12 protein-coding genes are annotated in these 14,819 nt (G+C 61.1%); 5 read left to right on the top strand and 7 right to left on the bottom strand.

Going from position 1 to position 14,819, the window contains the following annotated elements; genetic code table 11:
• The first annotated feature begins 62 nt into the window (after positions 1-62).
• The gene (locus FHT79_RS27000) at positions 63-977 is read left to right on the top strand and encodes a polyprenyl synthetase family protein (protein WP_028758315.1); all 915 of its coding nucleotides are present in this window, start codon (positions 63-65) and stop codon (positions 975-977) included.
• Positions 978-984: 7 nt separating this feature from the next.
• Here FHT79_RS27000 and hisC read toward each other — a convergent pair whose 3' ends face one another.
• The 4 genes from hisC to FHT79_RS27020 all read right to left on the bottom strand — a co-directional run bounded on the left by hisC (position 985) and on the right by FHT79_RS27020 (position 5,547).
• Positions 985-2,046 (bottom strand): histidinol-phosphate transaminase, encoded by a 1,062-nt coding sequence (hisC, locus tag FHT79_RS27005; protein WP_028758316.1) that lies wholly within the window; start codon positions 2,044-2,046, stop codon positions 985-987.
• A gap of 16 nt (positions 2,047-2,062) precedes the next feature.
• Complete coding sequence (ispG, locus tag FHT79_RS27010; RefSeq protein WP_028756535.1) at positions 2,063-3,313, bottom strand: flavodoxin-dependent (E)-4-hydroxy-3-methylbut-2-enyl-diphosphate synthase; 1,251 nt, start codon at positions 3,311-3,313, stop codon at positions 2,063-2,065.
• A gap of 201 nt (positions 3,314-3,514) precedes the next feature.
• Positions 3,515-4,705, bottom strand: a complete 1,191-nt coding sequence (locus FHT79_RS27015) for an MFS transporter (protein WP_028758317.1) — start codon at positions 4,703-4,705, stop codon at positions 3,515-3,517.
• A 65-nt stretch (positions 4,706-4,770) separates the two neighbouring features.
• Entirely contained in the window at positions 4,771-5,547 is a 777-nt protein-coding gene (locus FHT79_RS27020; protein WP_028756537.1) for a DeoR/GlpR family DNA-binding transcription regulator, read from the bottom strand.
• A 211-nt stretch (positions 5,548-5,758) separates the two neighbouring features.
• Here FHT79_RS27020 and FHT79_RS27025 point away from each other — a divergent pair, with 211 nt between their 5' ends.
• The 4 genes from FHT79_RS27025 to FHT79_RS27040 all read left to right on the top strand — a co-directional run bounded on the left by FHT79_RS27025 (position 5,759) and on the right by FHT79_RS27040 (position 9,195).
• A complete protein-coding gene (locus FHT79_RS27025; RefSeq protein WP_028756538.1) occupies positions 5,759-6,628 on the top strand; it encodes a DMT family transporter in 870 nt (289 codons plus the stop codon).
• Between the two features lie 152 nt (positions 6,629-6,780).
• The gene (locus tag FHT79_RS27030; protein ID WP_017995516.1) at positions 6,781-7,554 is read left to right on the top strand and encodes an amino acid ABC transporter substrate-binding protein; all 774 of its coding nucleotides are present in this window, start codon (positions 6,781-6,783) and stop codon (positions 7,552-7,554) included.
• Between the two features lie 202 nt (positions 7,555-7,756).
• Entirely contained in the window at positions 7,757-8,437 is a 681-nt protein-coding gene (locus tag FHT79_RS27035) for an amino acid ABC transporter permease (RefSeq protein ID WP_012759450.1), read from the top strand.
• Positions 8,434-9,195, top strand: a complete 762-nt coding sequence (locus FHT79_RS27040; RefSeq protein WP_028758318.1) for an amino acid ABC transporter ATP-binding protein — start codon at positions 8,434-8,436, stop codon at positions 9,193-9,195. The genes FHT79_RS27035 and FHT79_RS27040 overlap by 4 nt, the downstream gene beginning before the upstream one ends.
• 300 nt (positions 9,196-9,495) lie before the next feature.
• Here FHT79_RS27040 and FHT79_RS27045 read toward each other — a convergent pair whose 3' ends face one another.
• The 3 genes from FHT79_RS27045 to FHT79_RS27055 form a co-directional block, all read right to left on the bottom strand.
• Positions 9,496-10,068: an NAD(P)H-dependent oxidoreductase gene (locus FHT79_RS27045; protein WP_028756540.1), complete on the bottom strand. Its 573-nt coding sequence runs from the start codon at positions 10,066-10,068 to the stop codon at positions 9,496-9,498.
• A 190-nt stretch (positions 10,069-10,258) separates the two neighbouring features.
• Entirely contained in the window at positions 10,259-13,723 is a 3,465-nt protein-coding gene (pyc, locus tag FHT79_RS27050) for a pyruvate carboxylase (protein WP_028758319.1), read from the bottom strand.
• 216 nt (positions 13,724-13,939) lie between these two features.
• Positions 13,940-14,695, bottom strand: a complete 756-nt coding sequence (locus tag FHT79_RS27055) for a LuxR family transcriptional regulator (RefSeq protein ID WP_028758320.1) — start codon at positions 14,693-14,695, stop codon at positions 13,940-13,942.
• Positions 14,696-14,819 lie beyond the last annotated feature (124 nt).

Here is a 14,819-nt window from a genome sequence, read left to right on the forward strand (position 1 = left end):
TCTTGCCGCTGTCATCGACAATTCCGTTGCAAGCCCGGGGGCGCTCATGCCAAACAGCGCCCATGGACGCGAACCGGGACACTTTCGAAACGAGGCTGAAGAACAACGCCCACGAGATCGAGGCGCTGCTCGACGCATTGCTTTCACCAAGCATCCTTTCCGATGAAATCGCCAGGCCCGAAAGGCTGCGCGATGCCATGTATTATGCCGTGCTGAACGGCGGCAAGCGGCTGCGCCCATTCCTGGTCGTCGAAAGCGCTGCCCTTCTCGGCGGCAACGCTGAGGCAGCACTTCGCGTTGGCGCGGCACTCGAATGCGTCCACTGCTATTCCCTCGTCCATGACGACCTGCCGGCCATGGACGATGACGACCTGCGCCGCGGCAAACCGACGGTACACATTAAATTCGATGAAGCGACCGCGATCCTCGCCGGCGACAGCCTGCTGACCTACGCCTTCGATATCGTCGCCGCGCCGGAAACGGCGCTTCCCGATACCAGCAAGGCATCGCTGGTGCTGGCCCTTGCCCGTGCCGCCGGTCTTGGCGGCATGGCCGGCGGCCAGGCCCTCGATCTGGCAGCCGAAAAACAAGCCCTTGACGAGGCCGGCATCATCCGCCTGCAGGCGATGAAAACGGGCGCGTTGATCCGCTTCGCCTGCGAAGCCGGCGCCATCATCTCGGCAAGTGCGCCGGAAGACCGCCGCCGCCTGCGCGCCTTCGGCGAAAAGATCGGCCTTGCCTTCCAGCTGGCCGACGACATTCTTGACCTGACTTCGGACACCGAGACCATGGGCAAGGCGACCGGCAAGGACGCAGCCCGGGGCAAGGGAACGCTCGTCGCCCTGCGCGGTATGGAATGGGCCGAGCGCCAGCTCCACCAGCATGTCCGCGATGCCGAGGCGCTGCTTGCCCCTTACGGCGCCCGTGCCTCGACCCTTGCCGCTGCGGCGCGTTTCATCGCCGACCGGAAGAGCTGAACGGCAGTTAGGCTGCCAATATTTCCGTGAGAGCCGAAACCAGGCGGGCACATTCCTCGTCCGTGCCGATGCTGATCCGCAGGAAGTCCGAAATACGCGGCTTGGCAAAAAGCCGGACGAGAATGTTCCGCTCGCGCAGGGCGGTGAGAAGCGCTGCACCCGACTGACTTTGGTGCCTTGCGAAAACGAAATTCGCCTGGGACGGCAAGACCTCGAAATCCAGCGCTTGGAGTTCGGAGACGAGGTTTTTCCGGCTGGCGATAAGCTTCCTCCGGCATGTCTCGAACCACGCCTCGTCCTTGATCGCCGCCGTCGCGGCGACCTGCGCCAGGCGATCGAGCGGATAGGAATTGAAACTGTCCTTGACGCGCACCAGCGCCTCGATCAGTTCCCGCTGCCCCAGCGCGAAGCCGACGCGCAGGCCTGCGAACGAGCGGGATTTCGACAGGGTCTGAATGACAAGCAGATTGGGATATTTTGAAATGAGCGGGACGGCGCTTTCGCCGCCGAAATCGACATAGGCCTCGTCGATCACGACGACCGCATCCGGGTGAGCGGCGACAAGCGCCTCTATGTCGGCACGCGGCAGGCCGATCCCGGTCGGTGCATTCGGATTGGGGATGATGATCGCGCCGCACGGCCTGTCGTAATCCGCCAGTCGGATCTGGAACCCGTGATCGACAGGCACTTCGATCGCTTCGACATCGTATAGCAGGCTATATGTCGGGTAGAAGCTATAGGTCACATCGGGATAGAGAAGCGGCCGTTCGTGTTTCAACAGCGCCTGAAACGCGAGGGCGAGGACCTCGTCGGAGCCGTTGCCAACGAATACTTCTTCCGCCATCAGGCCGAAACGGGCGGCGATCGTCTCGCGCAATTCCGTCGCCGCGGGATCAGGATAGAGCCGCAGACGATCGTCCGTCGCTTGCCGGATTGCCTCGAGTGCCTTCGGAGACGGCCCGTAGGGATTCTCGTTGGTGTTGAGCTTGACCAAGCCGGCGATACGCGGCTGCTCTCCGGCGACATAGGGCCGAAGCTTGCTGACGATATCAGACCAATACCGGCTCATTCGAACTCGAAGGCGTTCATTCCGCCGCCGTCCGCTGGCCGAAACGCTTCTCGATATAATCGACGACAAGCGCCTCGAAGTCGGCGGCGATATTGGGGCCGCGCAGCGTCAGCGCCTTACGGCCATCGATGAAAACAGGGGCGGCCGGCGTCTCGCCGGTGCCGGGAAGCGAAATGCCGATATCGGCATGTTTGCTTTCACCCGGCCCGTTGACGATGCAGCCCATGACGGCGACGTTCAGCGCCTCGACTCCGGGATACTTTTCGCGCCAGACCGGCATGTTCTTGCGAATGTCGTTCTGGATGTTCTGGGCAAGCTCCTGGAACACCGTCGAGGTCGTGCGTCCGCAGCCCGGACAGGCGGCAACGACCGGTATGAACTGGCGGAAGCCCATGACCTGCAGGATCTCCTGCGCCACCTGGACTTCGCGGGTGCGGTCGCCATTCGGCTCGGGCGTCAGCGACACGCGGATCGTATCGCCGATGCCATGCTGCAACACGAAGCCCATGGCCGCCGACGAGGCGACGATGCCCTTGGTGCCCATGCCGGCTTCGGTCAGACCGAGATGCAGCGCGTGATTGGAGCGTTCGGCGAGCATCGAATTGACGGCGATCAGATCCTGCACCTGGCTGACCTTGGCCGACAGGATGATGCGGTTGCGCGGCAGGCCGATCTCCTCGGCAAGGGCTGCCGAAAGCAGCGCCGACTGCACGATCGCCTCGCGCGTCACCTGCCGGGCCGAAAGCGGCGAACCGGCCGCGGCATTCTGGTCCATCAGCGCCGTCAGCAGATCCTGGTCGAGCGAACCCCAGTTGACGCCGATACGCACCGGCTTGTCATGGCGGATCGCCATCTCGATGATCTCGGCGAACTGCTTGTCCTTCTTGTCCTTGAAGCCGACATTGCCGGGGTTGATGCGGTATTTCGCCAGCGCCGCGGCACAATCGGGATGATCGGCGAGCAGCTTGTGGCCGATATAGTGGAAGTCGCCGATCAATGGCACGTCCATGCCGAGCCGCAGCAGCCGCTCGCGGATCTTCGGCACGGCAGCCGCACTCTCGTCACGGTCGACGGTGATACGCACAAGCTCCGAGCCAGCCCGGAACAGGGCGGCGACCTGCGCGACGGTCGAGTCGATATCGGCCGTATCGGTATTCGTCATGGATTGCACGACGACCGGCGCCCCGCCGCCGACGATGACGCCGCCGACATCGACGGCAACGGAAGCGCGGCGCGGTTTCGGATCAAAATCGGCGGCTGACAACATGAAGAGTTCTTGCACCCCTAAAGCATGTCGCGCAAAAGTATGCAGCGGTTTTGCGATCACGACATGCGCAAAATAAAGACCTAAAGCGCGAGAAGCAAATCTGAAAGATTGCGACGCGCTTTAGAAACAGCGCCTTTCAGGTGGATCATGACCGCTTTCTTGTCAACCGCCCCCCCGATATCACTTTTGGTTGGAGGCGGTTCAGTGGCCGCCTCCGGAGGTCCCATCGGCATAATGGGCCAGTTTGGAAAACAGGAGGACGACGAGCAGCAGCACCGGCAGCGCCATGAAGACCGCAGCGAAGCCGACATGCTCGGCGACGAAGCCGATCAAGGACGGTGCGACCAGCATGCCGGAGTAGCCCATGGTCGTAACGACCGAGATGCCGATGCCGGGCTTGAGGCCGGGAATATTGCCCGCCGCCGAGAAAGCGATCGGCACCATGTTGGAAATCCCGATCCCGCAAAAGGCAAAACCCAGGATAGCGATCTCGGCATTGGGGGCCAAGCCTGCAAGCAGCATGCCGACGATCGCAAACAGCGTGCAGATGCGCAGCGTCTTGACGCCGCCCAGACGGTCGCGCACCAGATCGCCGGCAAAGCGCATGATCGCCATGGTCGCCGAAAAGGCTGCGAAACCAAGACCGGAAAGTGCCACGGATGCATCCATTTCCTGCCGGAGATAGAGCGCGCCCCAGTCGAGAACCGCACCTTCCGGCACCATGCTGAACAGCGCCATCAATCCGAGCAGCCACGGCAGCGGCACCATCGGCAGCTTCGTCTTTTCCTTCTTGGTGTCGGGATGCGGCGGGTCCGCAAGGATCATCGGCCATGCCAGAGCAAGGAAGATTGCCGCCAGCACCGTCGCCAGTTCCGCATGACCGAGAATACCGAGCTTGGAAATCACGATGCCGCCGAGACCCGAGCCGATCAGTCCACCAAGACTCCAGAACGCATGGCAGGACGACATGATGGCGCGGCGCATGGATTTCTCGACCGACACCGCATTGGCATTCATCGCCACATCCATTGCGCCAATGAAGCCGCCGAACAGGAAGAGCGAAATGGCCCCGGTGATCACATTTGGCGCGAGCGTCAATGCCAGCAGCAACGGCAGCACGCAGACAGCCGTCACCTGAACGACGATACGCGAGCCGTGCTTGGCAATCTGCGCACCGGCAATCGGCATCATGACCAGCGAGCCGACGCCGAAGACGAGGATCATCAGCCCAAGCTCGAACTTGCTCAGCGCCAGACGCTCGGCAAAGTCCGGAATCTTCGGCGCCCAGCAGCCGACGACGAAGCCATTCATGAGAAAGAGCAGGGAAACCGCCGCCCTGCTTCTGGTAACGAAGCCGCTCCGGACCCCCGACGCACTTACATGACTGTCCATTTCTCGGTCTTTCCTCATTGCCGGGCTTGCAAGCGCCCGATTTCCCTAAACTCTGTGACGTCGCCTCAGTTCGTTTTCTCGGCGATAACAGTCCTGCATCCGCGCTCGCGGTAGCGGCCGAGAATTGCCGGATCGGCATCGTGTTCGACCACCAGACATTCGCAATGGGCAACCGGCAGGACACTATGGGGGGCGGCAGTGCCGAATTTCTCCGAGGTTGCAGCCACCAGCACCCTTTTGCTCCTCGACGTCGCAAACCGCTTGAACTCCGCATCCTCGAAACCGAACACCGTGATGCCGGCCTCAAGGTCGACGCCGCAGGCGCCGAGAATGCAGAGGTCGGGCGAAATCTGCTCCATATCGCGCAGGGCCTTGGCGCCGAGCGCACCGCCCGTCTGCCGATCGACCATCCCGCCGATCAGGATGACGTTGATGGCAGGCTTGTCGATCAACGCTGCGGCAATCGCCGGCGCATTCGTCGCAGCCGTCAGCGCAAGATCGGCCGGCAATGCATGGGCAATCGCCAGATTGGTGCTGCCGGCATCGAAGAACACCGTCGAACCGGCGGCGATCTGCTGTGCCGCAGCGCGCGCCAGCGCCTGTTTCCGGTCGGCGGCAAAGCCGATGCGCTGCGTCAGGCTTCCATGCGCCGGCGAGACCGGCAATGCGCCGCCATAGACCCGCTCGCAGAGCCCCGCGGCCGCCATCTCGCGCAGATCGCGCCGCACCGTATCCTCGGAGACGCCGAATTCGAGCGCAAGTTCCGCCGCCAGCACGCGGCCATTCATCCGCAACCTCTCAGAAATCACCCCTTGACGCTCGCGTAATAGAAAATCCTGCATGTTCCTACCGGATCGACATCTCACAAATCTAGAAACGTGCATAAACACTTATGATCGTGCAGGCAATACGCATTGCTACACGTTTTCTGACGTTTTGAAACAAAGTCACTACCAGAGCGAAATATGTCCTATTGACCAGTCTAAGAGGCAGGAATATCGATTCATCATTCCCGATTCCCTCCGGCATATCCGCCATCTGGTGCGTCTTCCTGTGAAAAACTCCGTCAGCCTGGGCATCCTGCTCACGACCGTCGCCTATATGGCGTTTACCTTCCATGACGCGATCATCAAGATCCTGACTTCAAGCATTCCCGTCTGGCAGATCCTGTTTTTCCGCAGCCTCACGATCTTCCTCGGTTGTCTCGCCTATGGTCGCGGCAAACTCGTTCGCCAAACGATCACATCGCCGATCGTCAAGCCGATGATCGCCCGCAGCATCCTTCTTCTTTGTGCCTGGCTTTCCTATTATTCCGCGGCAAGCCGCCTGCAGCTTGCCGAAGTGACGACGCTTTATTACGCCGCACCTGTCGTCGGTACCCTGCTCGCATGGGTCATCCTGAAGGAAGAGGTCACGCCGGCGCGCTGGCTGGCCGTCGGCGTCGGTTTCGTCGGTGTCTTGATCGCCTGCAATCCGGTCGGCCTCACCATTTCCTGGCCGGTCTATCTTGCGCTGCAGGCGGCCGTCCTCTGGGCATCCGCCATGGTGCTGCTGCGCAAGACCTCGCTGCACGAAAAGACCATCGTGCAGCTCACCGTTTCCAACGTCTTTTTTCTTGCCCTGACCGGCCTTGCCGTTCTCTACACCTGGCAGACCCCCGATATGACGCAGCTCGCGCTGCTCATTGCCACAGGCATCGTTGCCGGCTGCGCCCAATTCGCCCTTTTCGAAGGCATGCGCCAGGCGCCCGTCTCCGTGCTTGCACCATTCGAATACAGCTCTCTCGTCTGGGCCTTCCTCCTGGGCTATCTGATCTGGGCCGACATCCCAACGCACAATGTGGTCGTCGGCGCGGCCCTGATCCTCAGCGCCGGATTGATCATCATCGTCAGCGAAAGGCTGCGCCGCCGGGCCGGAGCATGATGCCTGTTTCTGCAGGATTCATGGTTGGAACGGCCGCTTGAGAAAATTATTTGCAGTTGCTGCTTTTATTCGCAGTTTTCTACGCTTCCGGCGCCATAATTTTCTGCAAAGTATCCCCATCCGATGACAACCTCCCAAGGATGGATAAAACAATGAACTGGTTGAAAACCGTCGCCGCTGCCGCCCTCATTCAGGCTGCGGCCCTCCTGCCTGCCCATGCCGGCGAGAACCTCGCCGCCATCAAATCGGCCGGCGTCTTCAAGATCGGTACCGAAGGCACGTATGCGCCCTTCACCTATCATGACGAAAGCGGCAAGCTCGTCGGCTTCGATGTCGAGATCGGCGAAGCGATCGCCGCCAAGCTCGGCGTCAAGGCCGAGTTCGTCGAAGGCAAGTGGGACGGCCTGATCGCCGGCCTCGACGCCAAGCGCTACGACACCGTCATCAATCAGGTCGGCATCACCGAAACCCGCAAGCAGAAATATGATTTCTCCGAGCCCTATATTGCCTCCAAGGCCGTGCTGATCGCCCGTGACGGCGATGACAGCATCAAGTCCTTCGCCGATCTGAAGGGCAAGAAGGCCGCCCAATCACTGACCAGCAACTTCGGCAAGCTCGCCACCGAAGCCGGCGCCGAACTCGTCGGCACCGATGGTTTCGATCAGTCGATCCAGCTCGTGCTGACCAAGCGCGCCGACGCCACGATCAACGACAGCCTCTCCTTCCTCGATTTCAAGAAGCACAAGCCGGACGCGCCGGTGAAGATTGTCGCCGAACAGGAAAATGCCGACTACTCCGGCGTCATCATCCGCAAGAACGAGCCGGAGCTTCTCGCCGAAATCAACAAGGCGCTTGCCGACATCAAGGCCGACGGCACCTATAAGAAGATCGCCGACAAGTATTTCGGCCAGGACGTTTCCAAGTAAGCTTGGTTCAAGAAAAGAACCCCCTGCCCCACAAGGGCAAGGGGGTTCGATGCCGCGCCGCCTCATCTCAGAACAGCCTCCCCGCCACCAGTACGGTCGCTATTTGGCGCGCCGAGGGCCCCGATAAGCCCCTCCCCCTTGTGGGGAGGGGTTGGGGAGGGGTATTCCACTTCGACGCACCAACCGACCAGAAGGAATTCCCTTGGCGCACTGGCTCCAACTGATGGCGGAATCGCTGCCCTCGCTCCTGTGGGCGGGGCTGATCTTCACCATTCCGCTGACCCTGCTCTCCTTCGTCTTCGGCCTGGCCCTCGGACTCGCCACCGCGATCGCCCGGCTCTTCGGGCCGATGCCGCTCTCCGCCGTCGCGCGCTTCTATGTCTGGGTCATCCGCGGCACGCCGCTGCTCGTTCAGCTCTTTGTCATCTTCTACGGCCTGCCGAGCCTCGGCATCCTGCTCGATGCCTTCCCGGCCGCCCTCATCGGCTTCACCCTGAATATCGGCGCCTATAGCTCCGAGATCATCCGCGCCGTCATTTCCTCGGTGCCGAAAGGCCAGTGGGAAGCTGCCTATTCGATCGGCATGAGCTGGCGCCAGGCGATGAGCCGCACCATCCTGCCGCAGGCCGCCCGTGTCGCCGTGCCGCCTTTGTCGAATACTTTCATCTCGCTGGTCAAAGACACGTCGCTTGCCGCCGCCATCACCGTGCCGGAACTCTTCCAGGCGGCGCAGCGCATCGTCGCCACCACTTATGAGCCGTTGATCCTCTATATCGAGGCGGCGCTGATCTATCTCGTCCTGAGCTCCGTCCTCTCGCAGCTGCAAGTGCGGCTGGAACGCCGCTTCGCGCGTTATGGCGGTATGCTGGAGGCAAATGCATGATCGAGCTTTCCAACATCGAAAAGCGCTTCGGCGATGCGGTCATCCTGAAGGATATCAGCATCCGCATCCCCGAAGGCAGCGTCACCGCGCTGGTCGGACCTTCCGGCGGCGGCAAGAGCACGCTGCTGCGCTGCATCAACCTGCTCGAAATTCCGACAGCAGGCGCGATCCGCCTGGGAGAGGAAACGCTGGCCTTCACGCCGGACAAACGAACGAGCTGGCAGGCGATCCAGAAGATCCGCCGCCAGACCGGCATGGTCTTCCAGAACTTCCAGCTCTTCCCGCATCAGACCGCGATCGAGAATGTCATGGAAGGTCTGGTGACGGTGCTGAGATGGCCGAGGGAAAAGGCCCGCGATCGCGCAATGGAATTGCTGACCAAGGTCGGCATGACCCACAAGGCCGACGCCTGGCCTTCGACACTATCGGGTGGCCAGCAGCAGCGCGTCGCAATTGCCCGGGCACTGGCGCCATCGCCGCGCGTGCTTCTTTGCGACGAGCCGACATCCGCGCTCGATCCCGAACTTTCCGCCGAGGTGGTCGATGTGCTTGGCAAGCTTGCCAGCGAAGGCACGACGATGGTGATGGCGACCCATGATCTCCGGCTCGCCTCGAAGATCGCCAATGACGTCGTTTTCCTGGAAGCCGGAAGCGTGGTGGAAACGGGCAGCGCCAGGGCGATCTTCAATACGCCGGAGCGCGAGCGCACCAAGCGCTTCATCTCGACGATCAACGCCGCCAATACTTACGATATCTGAGCTAGAGCCTTTCCGGGTTAGATTGCAGCATTCTGTTGGCTCAAACGGAGTCGGATGGTCGACCGGCCGGCGCGCGTCGTAGCCCGGCTCTGCGGCCAAGCCGGCCCGTTTCAGCCAACCCTCCCGCAGATTTGCCTTGCAAATCTGCAAGACTTTAGAAGCGCCGGACGCACCTATTGCTTCGCATAGTGAAGCAGTGCGGCCGGTGGGCCGGGCATCTTTGCGCCGGCAGAATGCTGCAATCCAACCGGGAAAGGCTCTGGTGCCGGGATGCGAACATCCCGGCATTGCTCGCTGCAATCAGGAGGCCGTAACGACGGCGCGCGCGGCCTTCAGCGCATTGCCCCACCAGGTGAGCTGGTCGAGCATGTTCTTGGCGGCCTCATTGAGATGGGCGTAATCACCGAGGCTCTTGCCTTCCTTGAGAACCGCAAGATATTCGCTGAACGCGATGTGGACGGCCGTCTTGACGGACGCTGCGCTCATTTCGACGAAGATCAGGCGAAGTTGCTCGACCGCACGTGCGCCGCCGACGCCGCCGTAACCGACGAAACCGACCGGCTTCTGAATGAATTCGCCGAGATCGATCGCGTTCTTCAGAACCGCGGTCGGCGCATGGTTATATTCGGCGGCGGTAAAAATGAAGCCGTCGAACTCGCGCAGCTTCTTCTTCCAGTTCTCTGCGGTTTCGCTTTCCGCCGTGGTGGCGCGCTCTTCCCCGAAGAAATGCATGGGGTAGTCGAGAAGGTCGAGAACTTCGACTTCGAGATCAGAGCGCTGGCTGGCGAAATCTGCGATCCACTTGGCCGGATGCTGGGCAAAACGGCCAATACGCGTGCTGCCGACAATGACGGCAATCTTCAACTTGCTCATAGACGATTTCCTGATGGGTCTTGGGGGCGGGTGGTGAGCGTGCCAATCTATGAGAAAGCCTCCTCGCCGGGCAAGGCAAGGAGGCCGCTCACTTTTCACAAAATCAGCTTTTTAACAGCCCGGTCGTACACAATCGGGTGATCGGCAGCATGGCCGAATGCAACCCTTCGGAAACATCGGCCCCGCCTGCTCAGCCGGCGTAGACGACGAGCAGGTCCTTGGCGTCGATCTGATCGCCGGCGCGCACCAGCACCTCGGAAATCGTGCCATCCTTTTCCGCATGCAGCGCCGTTTCCATCTTCATCGCCTCGATGGAGACGAGCACGTCGCCGGCATTGACGACCTGGCCGGGCGAGACGAAGACACGGCTGATGACACCCGGCATCGGCGCACCGACATGGATGGCATTGCCCGGCTCAGACTTGCGGCGGACGGCGGCACCCGTCGCCCCATGAGCCCGGTCCGGCACCTTGATGCGGCGCGGCTGGCCGTTGAGCTCGAAGAAGATGGTCACCATGCCCTGGCTGTCCGTCGCGCTCATCGCCTGGTTGACGATGACGAGCGTCTTGCCGCGTTCGATATCGGCAAACAGTTCCTCGCCATCCTTGAGACCGTAGAAATAGGCCGGCGTCGGCAGCACCGAGACCGGGCCGTAGGTATCGGAGGCGAGCGCGAAGTCGGTGAAGACCTTCGGATACATCAGATAGGATGCAAACTCGAAGTCGCTGATCTCTCGCTCGAGTTTCGTCTCGATGACTTTACGCTCGGCATCGAGATCGGCCTCCTTGAGCAGCGAGCCGGGGCGCACGGTATAGGGCTTGTCACCCTTCAGCGCCTTCTTCTGCAGCGCTTCGGGCCATCCAGACGGCGGCTGACCGAGATCACCCTTCAGCATCGATACGACCGATTCCGGGAAGGAGACTTCCTTGTCGGGGCTGACGACATCGGCGACCGTCAGGTCCTGCGAAACCATCATCAGCGCCATGTCGCCGACGACCTTGGAAGACGGCGTCACCTTGACGATATCGCCGAACATCTGGTTGGCGTCGGCATAGGCCTGCGCCACCTGATGCCAGCGGGTCTCGAGGCCGAGCGAGCGCGCCTGTTCCTTGAGGTTGGTGAACTGGCCGCCCGGCATTTCGTGGAGATAGACTTCGGATGCCGGACCCTTCAGATCGCTTTCGAAGGCCGCATACTGGTTGCGCGCCGCTTCCCAATAGAAGGAGATACGGCGGATCCATTCCGGATCGAGGCCTGGATCGCGCTCCGTACCGCGCAGCGCCTCGACGATCGAACCGAGACAGGGCTGCGAAGTATTGCCGGAAAGCGCATCCATGGCCGCATCGACGGCATCGACACCGGCATCGACGGCGGCAAGGACGGTCGCAGCCGCAATACCCGATGTATCATGCGTGTGGAAATGGATCGGCAGGCCGGTCGCCTCACGCAGCGCCTTGAATAGAACCTTGGCAGCCGCGGGCTTGAGCAGGCCCGCCATATCCTTGAGCGCGATGACGTGAGCGCCGGCCTTTTCGAGCTCGACCGCAAGGTCGGTATAGTATTTCAGATCATATTTCGGACGGGCCGAGTTCAGGATATCGCCGGTGTAGCAGATCGCCGCCTCGCAGAGCTTGTTCTCTTCGGCAATGGCATCCATCGAGACGCGCATGTTCTCGACCCAGTTGAGGCAGTCGAAGACGCGGAAGAGATCGATGCCGCCCTTGGCCGCCTGGCGAACAAAATACTTGACGACATTGTCGGGATAATTGGTGTAGCCGACGCCGTTGGCGCCGCGCAGCAGCATCTGCAGCAGAAGGTTCGGCGCCCCCTCGCGGATCAGTGCCAGGCGCTCCCACGGATCCTCGGTCAGAAAGCGCATGGAAACGTCGAAGGTCGCGCCGCCCCAGCATTCGAGCGACAAAAGATTCGGCAGCGCATGCGCATAGGTGCCGGCGATGCGGGCGATGTCATAGGTGCGCATGCGGGTGGCGAGCAGCGACTGGTGGCCGTCGCGCATCGTCGTGTCGGTCAAGAGCACGCGCTTTTCGTTGCGCATCCATTCGCCGAATTTCTTCGGACCGAGCGTGTCGAGGAGCTGCTTCGTACCGTCCTTGACCGTATTGCCGTTGGCATAGGGAACCACCGGTTCGGCCGCATTATCAAGCGGCCGCGGCCGGTCCTTGGCCTCGGGATGGCCATTGACGGTGACGTCGGCGAGATAGGTGAGCAGCTTCGTGGCGCGATCCTGGCGTTTGACCTGCTGGAAAAGCTCAGGCGTCGTATCGATGAAGCGGGTCGTGTAGCTGTTATCCCGGAACTTCGGATGGCCGATGATCGCTTCGAGGAAGGTCAGGTTGGTGGCCACGCCGCGAATGCGGAATTCGCGCAGCGCCCGGTCCATGCGGGAAATCGCTTCGGATGGATTTGGCGCCCATGCCGTGACCTTGACGAGAAGCGGATCGTAAAAGCGGGTGATGATGGCGCCGGAATAGGAGGTGCCGCCGTCGAGTCGGATGCCGAAACCGGAGGCCGAGCGATAGGCGGTGATCCGACCGTAATCCGGAATGAAATTGTGCTCCGGATCTTCCGTGGTGATGCGGCACTGCAGCGCATGGCCGTTGAGACGGATATCCTTCTGCCCGGGCACGCCCGATTCCGGCGTGCCGATTGCAAAGCCGTCGAGGATGTGGATCTGCGCCTTGACGATGTCGATGCCGGTGACGACTTCGGTCACCGTATGCTCGACCTGGATACGCGGATTGACTTCGATGAAGTAGAATTTGCCGGTATCGGCATCCATCAGGTATTCGACGGTGCCGGCGCCGATATAATTGGTCGCCGCCGCAATCTTCAACGAATAGGCGGCAAGCTCCTGGCGCTGCGCTTCCGAGAGGTAGGGGGCCGGTGCGCGCTCGACGACCTTCTGGTTACGGCGCTGGATCGAGCAGTCACGCTCGAAGAGATGCACGACATTGCCGTGCGTATCGCCGAGAACCTGGCTTTCCACATGGCGGGCGCGCTCGACGAGCTTTTCCAGATAGACCTCGTCCTTGCCGAAGGCGGCCATCGCCTCGCGTTTGGCCTCCGTCACTTCGCGGGCAAGGTCCTTCGGATCGCGGATGGCGCGCATGCCGCGCCCGCCGCCGCCCCAGGAAGCCTTGAGCATGACGGGATAGCCGATCTCCTCGGCCATCTTGGCCACTTCGGCCATATCCTCGGGCAAGGGGCCGGTAGCCGGCACCACAGGCACGCCGACCGAGATCGCCAGGTTGCGCGCTGCAACCTTGTTGCCGAGCTGGCGCATCGTATCGGCCTTCGGGCCGATGAAGATGATGCCGGCCTTGTTGCAGGCATCGACGAATTCTGGGCTTTCCGACAGCAGGCCGTAGCCGGGATGGATCGCGTCCGCGCCCGAAAGCTTGGCGACGCGGATCACCTCCTCGATCGAGAGATAGCTCTCGATCGGACCCATATCCTTGGCGAGATGCGGGCCGCGGCCGACCTGATAGCTCTCGTCCGCCTTGAAGCGGTGCAGTGCCAGCTTGTCCTCTTCCGCCCAGATGGCCACCGTTTTTATTCCAAGTTCGTTGGCCGCGCGGAACACGCGAATGGCAATTTCGGAGCGGTTGGCAACGAGAATCTTGGAAATGGGCAAAACGGTCTCCTCAGACGTTCAGACGCGGGCATGCTGCACCCGCGAAGAAAATTCTTAACTTCTTGTCACAGGAAGTTCAATTTCTCTTGCGACTGCGAAATGCACTTTCTCGCCATTCTGAAGCGCATAGCATCGGACTCGCGTCATTTGACGCGCTTATCTTATGATCATGCATGTCTTTGTCCAAAACCGCTGCCCCGTTTTGGACGACATGCATCAGCTTATCAGGCCATGGCGGAAGGCAAGCGCCACCGCTTGCTGCCTGTTTTTCGCCTTCAGCTTGTCCTGCAGGCCATTCATATACCAATCGACGGTATGGTTTGAGATCTTCAGCATCTTGCTGATCTCCATCGAGGTCATGCCTTCGGCGAGATAGTGCAGGATTTCCATCTCGCGTCGGGTCAGCGGCGTCTCGGCCGGCAGCACGGTCCCCAGCGCCTGCACTTCGCCTTTCAGGTCGAGCAACCGCCAGAAGGCCTTGCGCGCCACCGCCTCGAACAGTGCGATCTCCACCGGTGACAGCTCGATCGGCTTGCCGGCGAGATTGAGGCTGCCGAGAATGCCGTTTCGTCCGTGGATCGGAAAGATGTAGCCATCTTCCAGTCCATGGCCGAAGGCATCGACCATCATCTGCTCCATACGGCGTTGCTGCCCATCCTTGCTGAACGCCGCCATGCTGTCTCGCCAGCGGAAAGGCCGCTGGGCATGGGCGAGATAACGCACCATCGGATCGATCAGCACATATTTTTTCGCGGTATATATCTGCGGCCATTGTTCCGGCCAGCGGCCGGCAAGCGCCGCGGCCCAGGGTTCCGGATTCGGCTGCGCCGGATTCTGCGGCACATGGCGCAGCAGGCCGTAATATTCGAAGCCGCAGCCGTGGATGCCCTGCTCCAACTCGGTGACGACTACCTCAGGATTTGAACATTCTTCCAGAATTATAAGCAATTGAATTAACGAATTAATATTCACAAAAATGCCCCTTGCCCGGACTTGACGCCCGCATCGAGGCCGTCGGCGGCTTTTCAAATTGGTCGCGAAACGGTCTTCTTCAAAAAATGCAGTCACTAATTTAATGCTGTGCTAAACATTTAAT

The sequence above is a fragment of the Rhizobium sp. BK212 genome (assembly GCF_014197475.1).
In the GTDB taxonomy this organism is placed as follows: Bacteria; Pseudomonadota; Alphaproteobacteria; order Rhizobiales; family Rhizobiaceae; genus Rhizobium; species Rhizobium anhuiense.